This window comes from Streptomyces exfoliatus, from assembly GCF_000725545.1.
In the GTDB taxonomy this organism is placed as follows: Bacteria; Actinomycetota; Actinomycetes; order Streptomycetales; family Streptomycetaceae; genus Streptomyces; species Streptomyces exfoliatus.
The window spans coordinates 1-18,760 of the sequence record NZ_JNZP01000021.1 but is presented as its reverse complement, the minus strand read 5'-3'; the positions used below and the strand labels follow the sequence as shown (position 1 = coordinate 18,760).

Genomic DNA, 18,760 nt, shown 5'->3' with positions numbered 1-18,760 from the left:
TCATCCCTTCACCGCCCCCGCGCTGAAGCCGGTGACGAGCCACTTCTGGATGAAGCCGAAGACGATGACGACGGGGACGGCGGCGATGACGCCGCCCGCGGCGAGCGCTCCGAGGTCGACGCTGTCGGCGCCCATGAGGGTGTTGAGGCCGACCGGGATCGTCTGCTTGTCCTGGCTGCTGAGGAACATCAGGGCGAAGAGGAAGTGGTTCCAGGCGTGGACGAAGGCGAAGGAGCCGACGGCGACCAGACCGGGCCTGAGCAGCGGGAGGACGACGATCCGGAAGGCGCTGAACCGGTTGCAGCCGTCGACCCAGGCGGCCTCCTCCAGGGAGTACGGCACGTTCCTGATGAAGCCGCTGATGAGGATCATCGACAGCGGGAGCTGGAAGACGGTCTCGGCGATGATGACGCTGCCGAGGGAGTTGATCATCTTCAGTTCGGCGAAGATCTGGAACAGCGGGACGAGGAGCAGGGCGCCCGGGACGAACTGGGAGCAGAGCAGGGCCAGCATGAAGCCCTTCTTGATCCGGAAGTCGAACCGGGCGAGGGCGTAGCCGCCGGCGAGGGCGACGACGGTGGTCATCACCAGGACCGCGACGCCGATGAGCAGGCTGTTCTGGAAGAAGACGCCGAAGGAGCGCTCGTTCCACACCTTCTCGAAGTGGGCGGTCGTCATCGGCCAGGGCAGCAGCGAGGTGGAGCCGGCGGGCCGTACGGCGAACAGCATGATCCAGTAGAAGGGGACCAGGGTGAAGACCAGGTAGATCCCGAGGGGCAGGTAGATCTGCCAGCGGGGCACCTCGTCCCAGGCCCGGCGCTTGCCGCGGGGGACGGCGGGCGGGGTCCGGTCGGGCGGCGGTGCCGACTGCGTGGCGGCGGCCGGGACCGGGCTGAGGATGGACTCGGCTGTCACTTGCCGTCGCCTCCGAACTTGCTCAGGCGCAGATAGACCATCGAGCAGAAGAGAAGAATCACGAACGCCACCGTGGTGAGGGCGGAGGCGTATCCGAAGTTGTGGGCGTCGACGCTGGTGTGGGCGATGTACAGCGGCAGCGTGGTCGTCTCGCCCGCGGGTCCGCCGCCGGTCAGCGTGTACAGCAGGTCGACGTTGTTGAACTCCCACACCGCGCGCAGCAGCGTGGAGAGGACGATCGCGTCCCGGATGTGGGGCAGCGTGATGTGGACGAACTGGCGGACCCGGCCCGCCCCGTCGACCTCGGCCGCCTCGTACAGGTCCTTCGGTACGGACTGGAGGTCGGCCAGGATGAGGATGGCGAAGAAGGGCACGCCGCGCCAGAGGTCGGCGATGATCGCCGCGGGGAAGACGGTCGCGGTGTCGGAGAGCCAGGACGTGCCGTACGTGCCCACCCCCATGTCCGCCAGGTACCGGCTGATGCCGGTCTGGGAGTTGTAGAGCAGCACCCAGATCGCGGAGGTCAGCACGCCGGAGACGGCCCAGGGGGAGAAGACCAGGGCGCGGCCCAGGGCGCGGCCGACGAAGGTCTGGTTCACGATGAGGGCGAGCGCGAGACCGAAGAGCAGCTGGAGCGTCACCTCGACGACGACCCACTTGAGGCTGAAGGTCAGCGTCCCCCAGAAGTGCGGGTCGTCCGTGAAGATCCGGGTGAAGTTCTCCATGCCGGCGAAGCCGTTCCGCCAGGGCTTCGTGGGGTTGTAGTGCTGGAGGCTGTAGTAGAAGACGCTGAGCACCGGGTAGGCGATGAAGCCCAGCATCAGCAGTCCGGCGGGGGCGATCAGCAGGTACGGCAGTCGGCGGGGGGTCGCTCCCGTGCGGCGGCGCCCCCGTGCCGTGACGGCTTGGGGCGGTTTGGTCACAGCTGAGGCCATGACGGCGGCTCCGTTCTCGGTGAAGCGCTTCGCGAACGTCGTTCGATATTTCGGACAAGGTGGGGCGGGTGGAGCTGATGGGGCTTGTGGGCCGCCACGGCCCGGAGTTCGGCGGCGGGTCTCAGCCCGCGTACGGATCGGGGGTGGCGCCCGGCCGCGCCAGGAACTCGAAGTCGCAGCCGGTGTCGGCCTGGGAGATCTGCTCCATGTAGAGCGCGCCGTAACCGCGTTCGTACCGGGCCGGCGGGGGTGTCCACGAGGCCCGCCGGCTGTCCAGCTCCTCGTCCGTGACGTGCAGGTGGAGGGAGCGCGCGGCGACGTCGAGGGTGATCGTATCGCCCGTACGGACGAGGGCAAGGGGTCCGCCGACATGGGACTCGGGCGCCACGTGCAGCACACACGCCCCGTAACTCGTCCCGCTCATCCGGGCGTCGGAGATCCGCACCATGTCCCGGACACCCTGTTCGAGCAGGTACCGGGGGATGGGCAGCATCCCGTACTCCGGCATCCCGGGACCGCCCTTGGGGCCCGCTCCGCGCAGCACGAGCACGTGCTCGGGCGTGATGCCGAGCGCCGGGTCGTCGATGGTCCGCTGCATCGACCGGTAGTCGTCGAAGACGATCGCGGGGCCGGTGTGCTTGAGCAGTCCGGGCTCGGCCGCGATGTGCTTGATGACCGCCCCGTCGGGACAGAGGTTGCCGCGCAGCACCGCCACCCCGCCCTCGGCGGCCAGCGGTCGCGACCGCTCCCGGATGACGTCATCGTCGTGCACGAGCGCGCCGTCGAGCTGTTCCCGCAGCGTGGCGTGCGAGACGGTGGGCCGGTCCAGGTGCAGCACGTCGGTGAGCCGGGACAGGAAGCCCGTCATGCCGCCCGCGAAGTGGAAGTCCTCCATGAGGTACTTCCCACCCGGCCGCAGGTTCGCCAGGACCGGCACGGTCCGCGCGATCCGGTCGAAGTCGTCGAGCGTCAGCTGCACCCCCGAACGTCCCGCCATGGCGATGAGATGGATGACCGCGTTGGTCGAACCGCCGAGCGCGAGCACCGCGGCGACCGCGTCCTCGTACGCCTCCCGGGTGAGCAACCGCGAGAGCCGCAGGTCCTGCCGTACGAGCTCCACGATCCGCAGACCCGACGCGGCGGCCATCCGGTCATGACCCGAGTCCACCGCCGGCACCGAGGAGGCACCCGGCACGGTCACGCCCAGGGTCTCCGCGGCGGCGGTCAGCGTGGACGCCGTGCCCATCGTCATGCAGTGCCCGGGAGAACGGGCCAGACCGCTCTCCAGCTCCGCCATCTCGCAGTCGCCGATCAGACCGGCCCGCTTCTCGTCCCAGTACTTCCACATGTCCGTACCGGAGCCCAGGGTCTCGCCCCGCCAGTGACCCGGCAGCATCGGACCGGCCGGGACGAAGACGGTCGGCAGGTCGACCGAGGCCGCGCCCATGAGGAGCGCAGGCGTCGTCTTGTCGCAGCCGCCCATGAGGACCGCCCCGTCCACCGGGTACGAGCGCAGCAGCTCCTCCGTCTCCAGGGCGAGGAGGTTGCGGTAGAGCATCGGGGTCGGCTTCTGGAAGGTCTCCGACAGGGTCGAGACCGGGAATTCGAGCGGGAAGCCACCGGCCTGCCACACCCCCCGCTTCACGGCCTGCGCGCGGTCGCGCAGATGGACGTGGCAGGGGTTGATGTCGGACCAGGTGTTGAGGATCGCGATGACCGGCTTGCCCAGGTGCTCCTCGGGCAGATAGCCGAGCTGCCGGGTGCGGGCGCGGTGGCTGAACGAACGCAGCCCGTCCGTGCCGTACCACTGGTGGCTGCGGAGCTCCTCGGGGCCGCGCGCGGTGCCGGTGTCGCTCATGCCGGCCAGCCGGCGGCTATCGCGGCGACCTCGGCCCGGTCGCTCTCGGGGAGTTCACGGCTCGGCGGCCGGATGTCACGGCGGCACAGTCCGAGCGAGGCGAGGGCCTCCTTGACGACGGTCACGTTGTCGGCGCTCGAGTTGGCCGCCCGCAGCTCCTCGAAGCGGCGGATCCGCTCCCACACCTTCATCGCGGCCCGGTAGTCGCCGGCCCGCAGCGCGCCCAGCATCTCCAGGGAGAGCGCGGGGGAGACGTTGACGAGTCCGGACGTGAAGCCGGTGGCGCCGCTCGCGAAGTACGAGGGGGCGTACGGCTCGGCCAGGCCCGCGACCCACACGAACCGGTCGAGGCCCGCGTCCCGGGCGAAGCCGGCGAACCGCGCCGCGTCCGGCACCGCGTACTTCACGCCGATGACGTTGGGGCAGTCGTCGGCCAGCTCGGCGAGCCGGGCCCCGCTCAGCAGCGGGTTGCGGATGTAGGGGACCACGCCGAGTTCCGGCACGGCCTCGGCGATGGCCCGGTGGTAGGCGACCCAGCCGCTCTCGGAGACGTACGGGTGGACGGGCTGGTGGACCATCAGCATCTGGGCGCCGAGGGAACGGGCGTGCCGGGCGGCCTCGACCGCCGTCGGTACGTCGTGGCCGACGCCGACCAGGATCGCGGCGCGGTCGCCGGCCTCCTCGACGGTCACCTCGGTGACGAGGCGGCGCTCCTCGGGGGTGAGGGCGTAGAACTCTCCGGTGTTGCCGTTCGGGGTGAGGGTGCGGACCCCGCCGTCGAGCAGCCGGCGCAGCAGCGCCCGGTGCGTGGCGGTGTCCACGGAGCCGTCCTCGGCGAACGGGGTGACCGGGATGGCCACGACGTCGGCGAGGGCGGCCCTCAGGGTCTCGAATTCCATGCTCACTCGCTGTCCAGGGGGGAGTGGGGGAAGGCGCGCTCGACGAACGAGGCGATGTGGTCGTGCACGGCCCGGCCGGCTCCGTCGACGTCGCGCGCGGCGGCGAGCCGCAGGATCTCCTCGTGCTCCGCGGCCTCGCGCTCCCAGGAGGGAACGGCGGCCCAGGCGACCGTGGAGACCAGAGCGGCCTGGTCGCGGACCTCGTCGAGCATCCGGCCGAGCAGCGGGTTGCCGCAGGGCAGGTAGAGCGCGCGGTGGAAGTCGCGGTTGGCCAGGGACCGTTCGGCCGGGTCCTCGGCGCCGGCCGCCCGGCGCAGCGCCTCGTGCGCCGCGTCGAGCGGGGCCCCGGAGCCGACGGCGCGGCGCACCGCCTCGGGTTCGAGGAGCAGCCGCACGTCGTAGACGGCGCGGGCCATGTCCGCGTCGACCATCCGGACCGTGACGCCCTTGTACTGGCTCATCACCACGAGACCGCTGCCCGCGAGGGTCTTGAGCGCCTCGCGGACGGGGGTCTTCGACACCCCGAACCGCGCGGCCAGTTCGGTCTCCACGAGCGCCTGCCCGGGTCTGAGTCCCCCGGTGAGGATGTCGTGCTTGATCGCTTCCAGGACGTACTGGGTCCTGGAGGGGATGGGGCTGGGGGCGAAGGCCATGGCGCACTCTCAGATCTCATGTATCGCGTCTCATATATGACGTACGAAGTGCAACGGGCATGAAGCTATGGGGGCGTTCGTGTTTCGTCAATGCTTCCAGCAAGCGTTTTCTACGGCCTTGGGGGCGGGGTGTGCGGCCGTAGGGTCTGAGCCATGACGCACACTCGAGCGATCCGAAGTCCGGAACAGCGCAAGAAGGACGTACTCGCACGTCTGGCCGAAGAGGTGGACATCTGGGTGGCCTCCGCGGGCGACGACGGGACGCCGTACCTGGTACCGCTGGCCTTCTCCTGGGACGGCGCGCACATCTGGCTCTGCACCCGGCTGACGAACCCCACCGGACGCAACCTCGGCACCGGAGGACGGGCGCGGCTCGCGTTCGGGCACACCCGGGACGTCGTCCTGATCGACGGCGAGGTGACGACCCTCTCCCACGAGGACGTCCCGGCCCCGGCGATCGAGGAGTTCGCCGAGAAGTCGAAGTGGGACCCCCGGAAGTCGGGCCCCTCGTACGTCTGGTTCCGGGTCCGCCCCACCTCGGTGGAGGCCTGGCACGAGGAGCCCGAACTCGTCGGACGGCGTCTCATGCGGGACGGGGTGTGGGCGGTCTGAGGCCGGGGCGGCACCAGCCCCGGGGCATGCCGGGAGCCCGGCCCCGAACGCTCGGGGCCGGGCTCCCGGCGCTGTCGCGGCCGGTCCTCAGCCGGTGAAGCCGAGGTGCGCGAGGCGCAGGGGGCCGCGCAGGGCGATGTGGAGGTCCACCACGCCCTGGAGGAGGAGCGGGACCCCGAGGGTGGTGTAGGCGTACGGTCCGCCCGTCGGCGGGACCTCGACGCGGGCGAGCGGCGTGCCGTCGGCGAGGGACAGGTCCACCGTGCCCTCGCCGGCGACCGTCACCGTCGCCCCGGAGCCGCCGCCGGCGAAGTCGCAGGAACGGTAGACCAGCGTGCCGTCCTCCGCCGGGTCCGCCGGTGTCACCGCGTCGCCCGAGACCTTCGTGCGGTCCACGATCACGGTGCCGGACTGCTCGTCGTAGTCGGCCGCGGAAAGCCCCGCCACGAGGACCGGGCGCGGGCCCGGCGCTCCGCCCGCCGTCTCGACGCGGACCGTACGCCGGATGTCGGCGCTCGACGCGCCCGCCTGGAACTCGTACGCGCCCGGCTCCACCGTCCACCGGCCGCGGGCGACGTCCCAGAACCCGAGTGCCGACACCGGCACCTCGAAGGAGAGCGTGGCCGACGCGCCCGGCGCGAGCCGTACCCGCTCGTGGGCGACCAGCTCGCGGTGCGGGCGCGGCACGGAGGGCGCCACGGCGCGCGCGTACACCTGGGCCACCTCGTCCGAGGCGACGGCGCCGGTGTTGGTCACAGTGCAGGAGAGCCGTACGGTCTCCCCGTCGACCGCCGCCGTCAGCTCCTCGTAGTCGAAGGTCGTGTACGACAGGCCGTGGCCGAAGGGGAAGAGCGGCGTCCCGTCGAAGTACAGATAGGTCTGGCGTCCGCCGATCACGTCGTAGTCGAGGAGGTCCGGCAGATCCGCGTCCGCCGCGTACCAGGTCTGCGGGAGCCGCCCGGCGGGGGAGACGTCACCGGCCAGGACCCGGGCGAGCGCCGTGCCCGCCGCCTGCCCGCCGTGCGCGGTCCACAGCAGGGCGGGAAGCGCCGCGGCGGCGTCCGGGACCGCGTACGGGTAGGACGAGACGAGGACGAGGACGGTACGCGGGTTCGCCGCGTGCGCGGCCCGCCACAGCCGGTCCTGGTGGGCGGGCAGCGCGAGCGTCGTACGGTCCTCGGTCTCCCGCCCGTTGATGTGCGGGTCGTTCCCGGCGACGACCACCACCACGTCCGCCGCCGCGGCGGCCCGGGCGACCGCTTCCTCGCCGCGCTCGACGGTCTCGACCGAGAAGACCTCGGCGGATTCGCGATCGGCGGCAACCTTCACGCCGTCGGCGGCGACAGAGACGTAGCCACCCGACCCCAGGTGCAGAAGGAGGTGCCCGTCACCGTGGGACCGGCGAGTTCCGTGAGACCCCTGAGCCCCGTCCGCCCTGTCGTCGCCGTCGCGCCCGTCGCTCCCCGCGGCTTCGAGCCGGAAGGTCTCCTGGACCACCCAGCCGCCGGGCTCCTCCGCCGAGGCACGGACGAACCCGTCCTCGGCGACCGACAGGTACCGGCCGTCGGGGGCACGCAGGGTCAGCACCCCGTCGCCCCAGTCGACCAGGGCGAGTTCCGAGCCCTCGGCGTCGGCGGTGAGCGGCGGAAGGTCGGTGCGACCGGCGAGCAGCGCCGGGTCGAGCGCGGCCCCTGCCGCCCGCGCCGTGTCCGCGGGCCCGCCGTCCGGCACCCGCAGCAGGGCGCCGGAGGCGGTGCGCAGCCGGATCCGGTCCACCCCCTCGGCGAAGGTCACCCGGTCCGCGCCGAACCGTTCCCGCAGTCCGTCGAGCGGCGAGGACCGGTGCAGCAGCGCTCCGCTGTACCAGTCCAGCTTGCAGGCGTCGCCGAGCAGTCCGACCACGGCGATCCGCTCCGGCTCGCCGAGCGGCAGCAGCGGGCCCTCCCCGGCCTGCGGCTCGTTGGCGAGCAGGACGACCGCCGCCTCCGCCGCCTCGCGGGCCAGCTCCCGGTGCTCGGCGGTGTCGAACCGGGTCTCGTCCGCGTACGGACCGCCCTCCGGATCGAACTCGCCGAGCAGGCACCGCACGGTCAACTGCCGCCGCGCCGCCCGCTCCACGTCCTCGGGGCCGATCAGACCGCGACTCAGCGCCCCGCGCAGCCGCCCCAGGATGACCGAGGCGTCCGTGCCGTGGTCGGTGAAGGAGTCGACACCGGCGCGCAGCGCCGCCGCCACCGCCTCCTCGTGGGTGGCGAAGTACCCCTGCGGCTCCACCAGGTTGGACGGCGCGCCCGCGTCCGAGCAGACGAGCAGCTCCTGGTCCGTCCAGGCCCGCAGCGTGTCCTCCAGATACGGGGAGAGGTGGTTCGGACGGCCGTTGACGAGGTTGTACGCGGGCATCACCCCGGCCACCGCGCCCGCCTCGACGGGGCCGCGGAAGGCCCGCAGGTCGTACTCGTGCAGCACCCGGGGCCGTACGGACGCCGAGGAGGTGTCCCGCGCGGTCTCGTTGTTGTGCGCGAGCCAGTGCTTCAGCACGGGTGCGGTGCGCCAGTACACGGGATGGTCGCCGCGCAGCCCGCGCGTGAACGCGGTGGCGATGGCGGAGGTCAGCGCGGGGTCCTCCGCGTATCCCTCCTCACCGCGCCCCCACAGCGGGTTGCGCAGCAGGTTCACCGTCGGCGCCCAGACGTTGAGGCCGCCCCGGTCGTCCTTGGCCCGCAGGGCCCGGACCTCTCGCGACACCGCCTCGCCCACCCGGCGCACCAGTTCCGGGTGCCAGGTCGCCCCCAGTCCCACGGCCTGCGGGAACACGGTCGCGGGACCCATCCAGGCGACGCCGTGCAGGGCCTCCTGGCCGGTGCGGAAGGCGGCCAGGCCGAGCCGGTCGACGGCGGGCGTGAACTGGTGCAGCAGGGCCAGGCGTTCGTCGGCGGTGAGCCGGTCGAGCAGGTCGTCGACGCGCCGGTCGACGGGGAGGGCCGGGTCGCGGAAGGGCGGCGGTTGCGGGGTCACGTGCGGGTCCCTTGGCAGTGGGGAACGGAAGTCTTCAGGGCAAGCGGTTCGAAGCGCTTCGATGCTCAGGTCGCAAGCAGCGGGTGTCAAGGTGTGGGAGGCGGGCACCCCGTCACCGGCGGGCCATTTCGGGACCCTTGGGGGAGGAGGTCTTCGTTGGGTAACCGCCGGATTTCTTGCGAACGACCCTTGCCGCGCCTGTGACGTTCACTTAACCTCACAGCAATGTCGAAGCGCTTCGACCTTTGTCGACGGCGCCGGGGCACCGCCCCGCCCGCACCACCTCCACCACCGCAGCCGGCCGGCCTCACGGTCGCCGTATGTCCTGGCGTGTGCCATGAAGGGTTGACGCAATGACGCCGAACGCCGTCTCCACGGACTCCCGGAGAACCGCCCCGAACGGGAGCGGTTCCGCCCCGGGCGGGAGCGACTCCGGGCAGAGTCGAAGGGGCTTCCTCGCCTCCACCACCGCCGTCGCCCTCGCGGTCGCCGGCGGCGCGCCGCTCCTCGCGGCCTGCGGCGGTGGCGCGGACTCCGGGAAGAAGGACGGCACCACCACCGGCAAGGACGCGGCGAAGCTGCTCCCCGCCTTCGTCGCGAGCACCGTCGTCACCCCCGACATCGCACCGAAGAACGGCTCGGCGGCCGGCTTCACCCGCGCCATCCCGAGCGCCGGACTCAAGGCCTCCGTCGCCGAGAAGCGCGGCAAGGGCGGCGCCCTCACCATCATGGCCCCGTTCTGGGGACCCCCGCCCGCCCCCGACAACCCGTACTACAAGGCCATGAACGAGGCCATCGGCGTCCGCGCCACCTGGCAGAACCAGGACGGCAACGTCTACGACCAGAAGCTCGGCGCCGTCCTCGCCTCCAGCGAGATACCCGACGTGGTGGTCGTCCCCGGCTGGAACCTCGGCGGCAAGATCCCGAGCGCCGTCAACGCCAAGTTCGAGGACCTCGGCCCGTACCTCTCCGGCGACAAGGTCAAGGCCTACCCCAACCTCGCGGCGATCCCCACCGACGCCTGGCAACGCTCGATATTCGGCGGCAAGCTGCGCGGCCTGCCCATGCCCGCCTCGTACGTCACGAACATCGCGCCCTTCTACCGCAAGGACCTCTTCGACGCGAAGGGCTGGCAACTCCCCAAGAGCGCGGACGAGTTCCTCGCCCTCGCGAAGGAGATCACCAGCGCCAGGGCGAAGGTGTGGGCCTGCGGCGACATGACGTGGACCGCCTACAACATGTTCGGCGTGTTCCCCGGCAGCGACAAGGCACTCGGCTGGCACCTGGTCGACGGCAAGCTGGTCAACCGCATCGAGACCCCCGAGTACCTCGAAGCCCTGGAGTGGACCCGCAAGCTCTACGACGCCGGAGTCGTCCACCCCGACGAGAAGACCCAGAACCAGGGCGACACCAGCCTCCGCTTCACCGCCGGACAGTGCCTCATCTACAACAACGACCTCTCCCACTGGTACGCCAAGACATCCGAACAGGCCGCGCAGAACCCGAAGTTCGCCATGGCCGCGATGGACATCCCCGGCCACGCCGGAGGCGCGCCGAAGCTCTGGGCCACCAACCCCGCGAACATCTGGGCCTTCGTGAAGAAGGGCAGCTCCAAGGCCGTGATCGAGGACGCCCTCGCCGTCGCCGACTTCACCGCCGCCCCCTACGGCACCAAGGAGCGGATGCTCACCGACTACGGCGTCGAAGGCGTCCACCACACCGTCAAGGACGGCCTGCCGGTCAAGACCGACCAGGGCAACCAGGAGGTCAGCAGCTCCTGGCTGTTCGTCGCCAGCCCCGCCCCCTACGTGGCCCACCCCGACACCCCCGAGGTCACCCGGGCCATGGTCGAGTGGCAGCAGCGCATGGGCGCCCTCACCTCCAAGACCTCCTTCTACGGGATGACCATCACCGAGCCCTCCCAGTGGACCGGCCTCATGAACGACTTCGAGCAGCTGGAGAAGGACATCGTCCGCGGCCGCAAGAAGGTCTCCGACATGCAGCAGGCAGTCTCCGAGTGGAAGACCAAGGGCGGGGACCAGCTGCGCGACTGGTACAAGAAGCTCCTCGACACCACCGGCTCCGCGGCGGGCTGACCGTGAGCACGCTCGACACGCAGAAGGCGGACCCGCCCGCGCGGGCCGCCACCGGCCGGCCCCCGCGCGGCGACCGCCGCCGGGACCGGCACCGGAGCCGTACGGACGGGCGCGTCCCGCTCGGCCGGCGGCTCCGGCGCGACCGGATGCTCCTCCTCATGACCGCCCCGGTACTCGCCCTCGTCGTCGTCTTCAACTACGTCCCGATCCTCGGGAACGTGGTCGCCTTCCAGGACTACGACCCGTACGTCTCGACCAACGGCATCACCGCCATCTTCCAGAGCCCCTGGGTCGGACTCGCCCAGTTCGAACGGGTCTTCTCCGACCCGGGGTTCTGGCACGCCGTCGAGAACACCCTGGTCCTCTTCCTCCTCCAGCTCGTCCTCTTCTTCCCGGTGCCCATCGCGCTCGCCCTGCTCGTCAACAGCGTGCTGCGGCCCCGGGTCAGGGCGTTCGTCCAGGCCGTCCTCTACCTGCCGCACTTCTTCTCCTGGGTGCTCGTCATCACGGTCTTCCAGCAGATCCTCGGCGGCGCCGGCATCATCGCGCAGACCCTCCGGCAGCACGGCCACGAGGGCTTCGACCTCATGACCGACCCGGAGATCTTCAAGTTCCTCGTCACCGCCGAGGGCATCTGGAAGGACGCCGGCTGGGGCGTCATCGTCTTCCTCGCCGCGCTCGCCGCCGTCAACCAGGACCTGTACGAGGCCGCCGCCATGGACGGGGCGAACCGCTGGCGCCGCATGTGGCACGTCACCCTGCCCGCACTGCGGCCCGTCATCGCGCTGCTGCTCGTCCTCCGGGTCGGCGACGCGCTCACCGTCGGGTTCGAACAACTGCTGCTCCAGCGCGACGCGGTCGGACCCGGCGCGGCCGAGGTCCTCGACACCTTCGTGTGGTGGACCGGCCTGCGCAGCCAGGACTTCAGCTACGCGGCCGCAGCCGGACTGGTCAAGGGAGTCGTCGGCCTGGTGCTGGTCCTCTCCGCGAACAAGATCGCCCACCTCATGGGCGAGCAGGGGGTGTACCGGAAGTGACCCGCGCGACGGAAACGGCCCCGCGCCCCGCCTCGTGGTGGGCGGCGCCCGCCCGGCCCGTGTGGGAGGAACCGCCCGGCAGGACCGGACTCGCCGCCAAGGGCGCGGTCCTCGTCCTCGCCTGCCTCGCGGTCCTCGTCCCGCTGTGGATCGTGGTGGTCACCAGCCTCTCGTCCAAGAAGACGATCACGGAGACCGGTGGTCTCGTCGTCGTCCCGAGGGACATCACCTTCATCGCCTACCAGGAGCTCCTCAGCGGCGGCCAGGTGACCCGCGCCGCCGTCGTCAGCGTCCTCGTCACCGTGACCGGCACCCTCTTCTCCATGGCCGTGTCGATCCTCGGCGCGTACGGTCTCTCCCGGCCCGGCTCGGTCGGTCACCGCTTCATCCTGCTCACTCTGATGGCCACCATGTTCTTCGGCGCCGGCCTGATCCCCACGTACCTCCTGGTGCAGACCCTCGGCCTCACCGACAGCTATCTCGCGCTGATCCTCCCCAGCGCCGTCAGCGTCTTCAACATCCTCGTCCTGCGCGGCTTCTTCATGAACGTCTCGCAGGAACTCGTCGACAGCGCGCGCATCGACGGCGCCGGGGACCTGCGGATCCTCTGGCAGATCGTGATGCCGCTCTCCCGCGCGGTGATCGCCGTCATCACCCTCTTCTACGCGGTCGGCTACTGGAGCGCCTGGTTCAACGCCTCCATCTACCTCAGCGACCAGAACATGATGCCGCTGCAGAACGTCCTCATCCAGCTCGCCCAGAAACAGGAGATCCCCGTCGGCCTCGGCCAGGCCGTCCGGGCGGGGAACCTCTCCGGGCTCGCCGTCCAGATGGCCGTCATGGTCCTCGCCCTGCTGCCCGTCGCCGTCCTCTCGCCCTTCGTCCAGAAGCACTTCAAGAAGGGCATGCTCACCGGCGCCGTCAAGGGCTGAACCCACCCGTGTCACCGAACCCCCTACCGGAGAGTCCGATGCCGAGCCTCGACGACCCGACCCGGCCGACCGGCCGCCCGGCCGACACCACGAACCGTTCACAGGGACGCGCCGCCACGACGCCGGAGGAGCGCGCGTGATCCACGGCACGTGGGAACCCGCGCCCGCCACCCGCTGGGAGGACGCCTTCCTCGCCGGGAACGGCCGGCACGGCGCCCTGGTCCCCGGCGACCCCGGGGACGACCGGGTCATCGTCACCCACCACACCCTCGTACGGCCGAACAACCCGCCCGCCGACACCGCCCCGCCCCGGCTCGCCGCCGTGCTCCCCGCCCTCCAGGACGCCCTGCTGGCCGGAGACACGACGGCGGCCGAGCGGTTCACGGACGGCCGGCCGCTGCGCTGGGTCCAGCCCTTCCACCCCGGGTTCGCGACCCGGATCAGGCGCGAGCCCGGAGCCCCGGACCAGCCGGTCCGCCGGTCCGTGGACTTCACCACCGGGGTGATCGCCGGGCAGTCCGGGGAGCGGCGCAGCGAGGTCTTCGTCTCCCGCGCCGACGACGTCGTCGTCCAGTACGTCACCGCCCCGGGACCCGTCGTCGAGATCGACCTCGACCACCGGCTGCCCGGCGTCCCCACCGGACTCGGCGCCGGCCACGGCGTCGCCACCGCCCGGCGGGAGACCGTCCTCACCCTGCGGGCCCGCTACCCGGACAGCCCGCTCGGCTACACCGGCCTCACCCTCCTGCTCACCGACGCCGGACGCACCACGGTCACCGCCTCCGGCATCCGCGTCCAGGGCGCGGGCCGGCTGCTGCTCCTCACCCGGGTGCGCCGCCACGAGGGAGGCATCGACACGAACCGGGAGACGCGGGCCCTGCGGGCGTTGGCCGAAGACGCGCCCTCCGGGGATCTCGACGCCCTCCACGCCCGGCTGCTCTCCCGCCACACCGCCCTGCACGGCGCCGCCTACCGGCGCGTCACCCTCGACCTCGGCGCGGACGACGCCGAACGGGCGCTCCCCGGCTCGACGCTCCTGCGCCGCCCCGGAAGCCCCGCACTCCTGGAACGCCTGTTCGCCGCGGGCCGCTACCACCTGCTCTCCTCCTCCGGCGTCCTGCCGCCCCGGCTCACCGGGCTCTGGACGGGGGACTGGGACACGGCCTGGTCGGGGGCGTTCACCACCAACGCCAACCTCAACCTCCAGACCGCGTCCGCCGTCGCCGCCGACCTGCCCGAGGTGACGCGGGCTCACGCCGACCTGGTCCACGGCCAGTCGGACGACTGGCGGGACAACGCCCGGGTGATCTTCGGCGCCCGTGGCATCGTCGCCCCCTCCCACACGGACGGCGCCTCGGGGCACACGTACCACTTCAGCCGCGAGTACCCCCTCCACCTGTGGACGGCAGGCGCCGACTGGCTGCTCAAACCCCTCCTCGACGACGACGAGGCGAACGGACGGCAGGACCCGAGGACCACGGCCGCACTCGCCGAACTCGCCCTCTTCTACGAGGACTTCCTCAGCCGCGCCGGTCCCGACGGGCGGATCGTCGTCGTCCCCTCCTACTCACCGGAGAACCGGCCGCGCGGCGGGAGCTGGGGCGCGGTGAACGCCACGATGGACATCGCCGCCGCCCGGCACGCCCTGCGCGCCGCCGCGGACCGGGCGGCGGCGGAGGACGCGGGCCGGCTGCGGGCGCTCGCCGACCGGCTCCCCGAGTACCGGATCAACGACGAGGGCGCGGTGGCCGAATGGGCCTGGCCCGGCCTCGGCGACCGGTACGACCACCGGCACCTCAGCCACCTCTACCCCGTCTGGCCGCTGGACGAGATCAACCCGTACGACACCCCCGCCCTCGCCGAGGCCGCCCGGCGCGCCCTCGAACTCCGAGGAAGCGAGAACGAGTCGGCCCACGGACACCTCCACCACGGGCTGATCGCCGCCCGCCTGCGGGAGGCCGCGCGCACCGAGGAGGCGCTCGCGCGCGTCCTCACCGGCGACTACTTCCATGACTCCCTCATGAGCGCGCACTACCCGGGGCGCGACGTCTACAACGCCGACGCCGCCCACGCCCTGCCGGCGCTCCTGATCGAGGCCCTCGTGCAGTCGACGCCCGGACGCCTGGTCCTGCTGCCCGCACCGCCCGCCCGGTGCCCGCGCGGCCGCCTCACGGGCGTACGGACCCGGTTCGGCGCCCGGGTGGACCTGACCTGGTCACCGGGGGAGTACCACGCGGTCCTCCACCCCGACCGGGACGCGGAGATCGACCTCAGGACCCCGGCGGGGGCGGCCCGGCTGCTCCTGCGCGCGGGCGAGGAGCGGACCGTCGGCTCCTGAACCCGGGGCCCGACGGGTTCCGCGGACCCGTGGACCGGGCGGCCTCGGGGCCCGCTCGTGCGGACCTCGCAGACCCGGACCGTCAGTCGCCGGGACCGCGCCGTGGCGGCGGGCCCGAGCTGTCCCGTACGGTCAGCTCGGGTACGAGGAGTTCGACCCCCTCGGCGTCCGTCCCGTCCGGCCGGGCCAGGCGCGCGACGAGCCGCTCCACCGCCCTGCGGCCCAGTTCCTGGGCAGGGATCGCCACCGAGCTGACCGCCACCGAGGCCTGGGTGGCGATCTGGTCGGGACAGACCGCGATCACCGACACGTCCTCCGGCACGGCCCTGCCGGTGCGCCGCAGCAGCGCGAGCAGCGGCTCGACGGCCGTCTCGTTCTGCACGACGAAGGCGCTCACGTCCGGCCGCTCGTCGAAGATCCGGGCCAGCACTCCCGCCACGGCGTCGTGGCCGCCCTCGCACGGCCGGTGCAGCAGACGGACGCCGAGCTCGGCGGCCCGGTCGCGCAGCCCGCGCAGGGTCCGCTCGGCGAAGCCGGTGTGCCGCGCGTAGACACCGGGGGCCTCGCCGATCACCGCGATCTCCCGGTGCCCCAGGCCCGCCAGGTGCTCCACGCACAGCGCCCCGGCCGCCGTGAAGTCCAGGTCGACGCAGTTCAGCCCCGTGGGATCGGAGGGCGTGCCGACCAGGACGGCGGGCGGGCCCGCCGCGCGCAGCACCGGCAGCCGCTCGTCGTCGAGGTGGATGTCCATCAGGATCACCGCCTCGGCGAGCCCGCTGCCGGTGACCCGGCGCAGCGCCGAGGGGCCCTCCTCTCCGGTGAGGAGCAGGACGTCGTAGCCGTGGGCGCGGGCGGTGGTGGCGACGGCGACCGCGATCTCCAGCATCACCGGCACGTACATGTCGGTGCGCAGCGGCACCATGAGCGCGATGATCCGCGAACGGCTGCTGGCGAGCGCGCGGGCGCCTGCGTGGGGCTGGTAGCCGAGCTGCTCGATGCTGGCCCGCACCCGCTCCCGGGTGGCGTCCGAGATGGGCCGTCTGCCGCTGAGGACGTAGCTCACCGTGCTGGCCGACACTCCGGCGTGCCGGGCGACCTCGGCAAGCGTGACCATCCGCTCTCCCCGCGGCCGTGACTGAAATGAATCGCTGTGCCGACAGCTGTCGAACGCTGTCGAAACCCGTCGAAAACCGTCGGACGATCTCTTGGACGGTTCAGCGAGACGGTAACGCGGCCGTGTGGGCCTGTCCAGGGAGATGACTCAGGAAGATCGAAGCGCTTCGACGTCGGAGGCGAAACGGTGGAGTTCGCCCGGGTTCCGGGAGCCGACCGGCGACATCCCCCCGTCCGCCCCGTGCCGGGCGAGCAGGTCGAGGACCAGCCGGCCGCGCCGGACCCGTTCCCGGGCGGTGGCGAGCGCGTGCTCCCGCAGATGCGCCCCGTAGGGGTAGAGGCCGGCCGACCGGCTCAGCCCGAACTTGAGGTACAGCGGTGCGCCCCGCCGGATCAACTCGGCCGTCTCGTACATCCGGACGTAGCCGCCGAGGTCGTCGGGGGCCTCGACGTACAGGTCCATCGGGGCCCGGCTGACCCGTCGTATCTCGGTGAGATGGGCGAGGGTCAGGTCGGACGGCACGTTGAGGGAGTCCGCTCCCAGCCGCTCGTGGACGGCGTACGCGGCCGGGTTGACCGGCCCGATCAGGGCGGACACCTTGAACGTCGTGTCGGCGGGCAGGGTCCCGGCCTCGCGCAGCCGGTGCAGGGTCCAGAGCACGCCCTCGTCGGCGACGAGCAGACACCGGACACCGAGGGCGACCGCCCGCAGGGCGTCCTCGACGCAGCCCTCGAGCCCGTCCTGGCCCCGGGCGCGCAGCCCCGCGCCGCCGGAGTCGGTACGGGTCGCGGCCCCGGTGTCCCAGGTGCCGCGCGGACCGGTGAACAGGCAGAGTTCCACGGCCCGTTCGGCGCACGCGCCCGCCATCTCGGCGATCTCGGCGTCGGTGAGCATCCAGACGCCGCTGCCCTGGCTGACGCGGTGGACGGGGACGCCGAGGCGTTCGCTCTCCGCGAGGACGACGGCGAGCGCCTCGGGACTCTCGACGGAGGGGATCTCGGTGCGCCACAGCCCGCCGTCGGGGAAGGAGTGCGGGGAGGTGTCGGCGGGGTCGTCCGCCGGTACGGGGTGGCCGATACGGCGGAGCGCGTCGCCGCCGGGACGGCGGGGGGCCGGTCGCGTGGTCATCGGGATCCTCTGGCGTTGGCTGCGGTGAGGGTTGAGGGCTGGGCCGGGGGCTGAGGTCTGGAGGCTGCGGGAAAGGGGCCGGCTCAGGGGCGGAGGAGGACCTTGCCCGTGCCCGGGTCGCCGCCGCCCACCAGGGCGAGCGCCTCCCCGAACCGTTCGAGGGGGAATTCGTGGGTGACGAGCGGAGCCGGGTCGAGCAGGCCGAGCGAGAAGGCGCGGACGGCGTCGGCCCAGGCGGCGGAGGAGGCGCCGAAGACGCTGCGGATCTCCAGCTGGCTGACGGACAGGTGGACGGGGTCGATGCCGGTGGCCCCCGCCGTGAACATGCCGGTGAGGACGACCCGGCCGCCCCGGCGGGCGAGCAGACAGGAGGAGGCGGCCGTGGGGGGCGCCCCCGCGGTCTCCACGACGAGGTCGAAGCGCCCGGCCTCGCCGTCCGCCTCGCGCGGGGTGAGGGTCCGGCTCGCGCCGAACCCCAGGGCCTTGTCCGCCCGCTGGGCGCGCGGGTCCACGACGGCGAGCTCGCCGGGGGAGGAGGCGGCGAGCCACTGGACGGCGAGCAGGCCGAGCGTCCCGGCGCCCACCACGGCGATCCGCTCACCGGGGCGCGGCCGTCCGGCCCGCACCGCCGCCGCGACGACCGCGGCCGGTTCGAGCAGGGCCGCGGCCCGGAGGTCGACCCCGTCCGGCAGCGGGTGCAACAGCCTGGCCGGTACGAGCAGGTGGTCGGCGAACGCGCCCGGTTCGGTGAAGCCGGTCTCGGCGTACCCGGCCGTGCACAGGCTGGTCTCGCCGTACCGGCATCGCTCGCACCGGCCGCACGACCGGAAGCCCTCGGCGACGCACGGCCGGCCGAGGAGCGCGGGATCCACCCCGGCGCCGACCGCGTCCACGGTGCCGGACCACTCGTGGCCGGGGACCACCGGGTAGCGGACGTACTCAGGGGCGCGGTGCCCCTCGTACAGCTCGCGGTCGCTCATGCAGATCCCGGCGGCGGCGACCCGGACCCGGACCTCGCCGGGGCCCGGCGAGGGGACCTCCCGCCCGATCAGCCGGTGGGCGCCGGGCCGTTCGACGAGGACGGCACGGCTCACGGCCGTGGCACCGGCGCTCACTTCGGCTGCCTCTTCTCCCAGCCTTCGGCCCACAGGTCGAACCGGGCCTGCTGCTGGGGGAACTCGGCCGCCGCGTCCACGTCCAGCTCGACGCCGAGGCCGGGGGCGTGGGA

General features: G+C 72.5%; 14 protein-coding genes. 5 read left to right on the top strand and 9 right to left on the bottom strand.

Annotated features, from left to right (window positions below):
- From IO20_RS0124785 to IO20_RS0124765, 5 genes are all read right to left on the bottom strand, one after another.
- The gene (locus tag IO20_RS0124785; protein ID WP_030553838.1) at positions 1 to 900 is read right to left on the bottom strand and encodes a carbohydrate ABC transporter permease; all 900 of its coding nucleotides are present in this window, start codon (positions 898 to 900) and stop codon (positions 1 to 3) included.
- Between the two features lie 11 nt (positions 901 to 911).
- Complete coding sequence (locus IO20_RS0124780) at positions 912 to 1,850, bottom strand: carbohydrate ABC transporter permease (protein ID WP_030553836.1); 939 nt, start codon at positions 1,848 to 1,850, stop codon at positions 912 to 914.
- A 121-nt stretch (positions 1,851 to 1,971) separates the two neighbouring features.
- A complete protein-coding gene (gene araD, locus IO20_RS0124775) occupies positions 1,972 to 3,708 on the bottom strand; it encodes an L-arabinonate dehydratase (RefSeq protein ID WP_030553834.1) in 1,737 nt (578 codons plus the stop codon).
- On the bottom strand, positions 3,705 to 4,613 hold the full coding sequence (locus tag IO20_RS0124770) for a dihydrodipicolinate synthase family protein (RefSeq protein WP_030553832.1): 909 nt from the start codon (positions 4,611 to 4,613) through the stop codon (positions 3,705 to 3,707). Before IO20_RS0124770 ends, araD begins: the two co-directional genes overlap by 4 nt.
- Positions 4,610 to 5,260 carry a GntR family transcriptional regulator gene (locus tag IO20_RS0124765; RefSeq protein ID WP_030553830.1) on the bottom strand — a complete coding sequence of 217 codons (651 nt, stop codon included), beginning with the start codon at positions 5,258 to 5,260 and terminating at the stop codon, positions 4,610 to 4,612. Before IO20_RS0124765 ends, IO20_RS0124770 begins: the two co-directional genes overlap by 4 nt.
- Positions 5,261 to 5,413: 153 nt before the next feature.
- Here IO20_RS0124765 and IO20_RS0124760 point away from each other — a divergent pair, with 153 nt between their 5' ends.
- On the top strand, positions 5,414 to 5,872 hold the full coding sequence (locus IO20_RS0124760) for a pyridoxamine 5'-phosphate oxidase family protein (RefSeq protein WP_030553828.1): 459 nt from the start codon (positions 5,414 to 5,416) through the stop codon (positions 5,870 to 5,872).
- Between the two features lie 87 nt (positions 5,873 to 5,959).
- Here the strand turns inward: IO20_RS0124760 and IO20_RS0124755 are convergent, their stop codons facing one another.
- Positions 5,960 to 8,887, bottom strand: a complete 2,928-nt coding sequence (locus IO20_RS0124755) for a glycoside hydrolase family 3 protein (RefSeq protein ID WP_030553826.1) — start codon at positions 8,885 to 8,887, stop codon at positions 5,960 to 5,962.
- 353 nt (positions 8,888 to 9,240) lie between these two features.
- Between IO20_RS0124755 and IO20_RS0124750 the strand changes: the two genes are divergently transcribed.
- The 4 genes from IO20_RS0124750 (at position 9,241) to IO20_RS0124730 (ending at position 15,290) form a co-directional block, all read left to right on the top strand.
- On the top strand, positions 9,241 to 10,983 hold the full coding sequence (locus IO20_RS0124750) for a type 2 periplasmic-binding domain-containing protein (protein WP_030553824.1): 1,743 nt from the start codon (positions 9,241 to 9,243) through the stop codon (positions 10,981 to 10,983).
- Positions 10,984 to 10,985: 2 nt separating this feature from the next.
- Positions 10,986 to 12,020, top strand: coding sequence for an ABC transporter permease (locus IO20_RS0124745; protein ID WP_051874647.1), 1,035 nt, complete (start codon positions 10,986 to 10,988; stop codon positions 12,018 to 12,020).
- Entirely contained in the window at positions 12,017 to 12,952 is a 936-nt protein-coding gene (locus tag IO20_RS0124740; protein WP_030553820.1) for a carbohydrate ABC transporter permease, read from the top strand. The genes IO20_RS0124745 and IO20_RS0124740 overlap by 4 nt, the downstream gene beginning before the upstream one ends.
- A gap of 136 nt (positions 12,953 to 13,088) precedes the next feature.
- Positions 13,089 to 15,290 (top strand): glycosyl hydrolase family 95 catalytic domain-containing protein, encoded by a 2,202-nt coding sequence (locus tag IO20_RS0124730; RefSeq protein WP_030553818.1) that lies wholly within the window; start codon positions 13,089 to 13,091, stop codon positions 15,288 to 15,290.
- Between the two features lie 82 nt (positions 15,291 to 15,372).
- Here IO20_RS0124730 and IO20_RS0124725 read toward each other — a convergent pair whose 3' ends face one another.
- The 3 genes from IO20_RS0124725 to IO20_RS0124715 form a co-directional block, all read right to left on the bottom strand.
- A complete protein-coding gene (locus IO20_RS0124725; RefSeq protein ID WP_030553816.1) occupies positions 15,373 to 16,404 on the bottom strand; it encodes a LacI family DNA-binding transcriptional regulator in 1,032 nt (343 codons plus the stop codon).
- Between the two features lie 147 nt (positions 16,405 to 16,551).
- Positions 16,552 to 17,532 (bottom strand): hypothetical protein, encoded by a 981-nt coding sequence (locus IO20_RS0124720; protein WP_030553814.1) that lies wholly within the window; start codon positions 17,530 to 17,532, stop codon positions 16,552 to 16,554.
- An 83-nt stretch (positions 17,533 to 17,615) separates the two neighbouring features.
- Complete coding sequence (locus tag IO20_RS0124715; protein WP_030553812.1) at positions 17,616 to 18,647, bottom strand: zinc-dependent alcohol dehydrogenase; 1,032 nt, start codon at positions 18,645 to 18,647, stop codon at positions 17,616 to 17,618.
- Positions 18,648 to 18,760: the final 113 nt, after the last annotated feature.

Coding starts and splice junctions, on each gene's coding strand:
- IO20_RS0124780 (WP_030553836.1), bottom strand. CDS start 1,850: ATGGCCTCAGCTGTGACCAAACCGCCCCAAGCCGTCACGGCACGGGGG.
- araD (WP_030553834.1), bottom strand. CDS start 3,708: ATGAGCGACACCGGCACCGCGCGCGGCCCCGAGGAGCTCCGCAGCCAC.
- IO20_RS0124765 (WP_030553830.1), bottom strand. CDS start 5,260: ATGGCCTTCGCCCCCAGCCCCATCCCCTCCAGGACCCAGTACGTCCTG.
- IO20_RS0124760 (WP_030553828.1), top strand. CDS start 5,414: ATGACGCACACTCGAGCGATCCGAAGTCCGGAACAGCGCAAGAAGGAC.
- IO20_RS0124750 (WP_030553824.1), top strand. CDS start 9,241: ATGACGCCGAACGCCGTCTCCACGGACTCCCGGAGAACCGCCCCGAAC.
- IO20_RS0124725 (WP_030553816.1), bottom strand. CDS start 16,404: ATGGTCACGCTTGCCGAGGTCGCCCGGCACGCCGGAGTGTCGGCCAGC.
- IO20_RS0124720 (WP_030553814.1), bottom strand. CDS start 17,532: ATGACCACGCGACCGGCCCCCCGCCGTCCCGGCGGCGACGCGCTCCGC.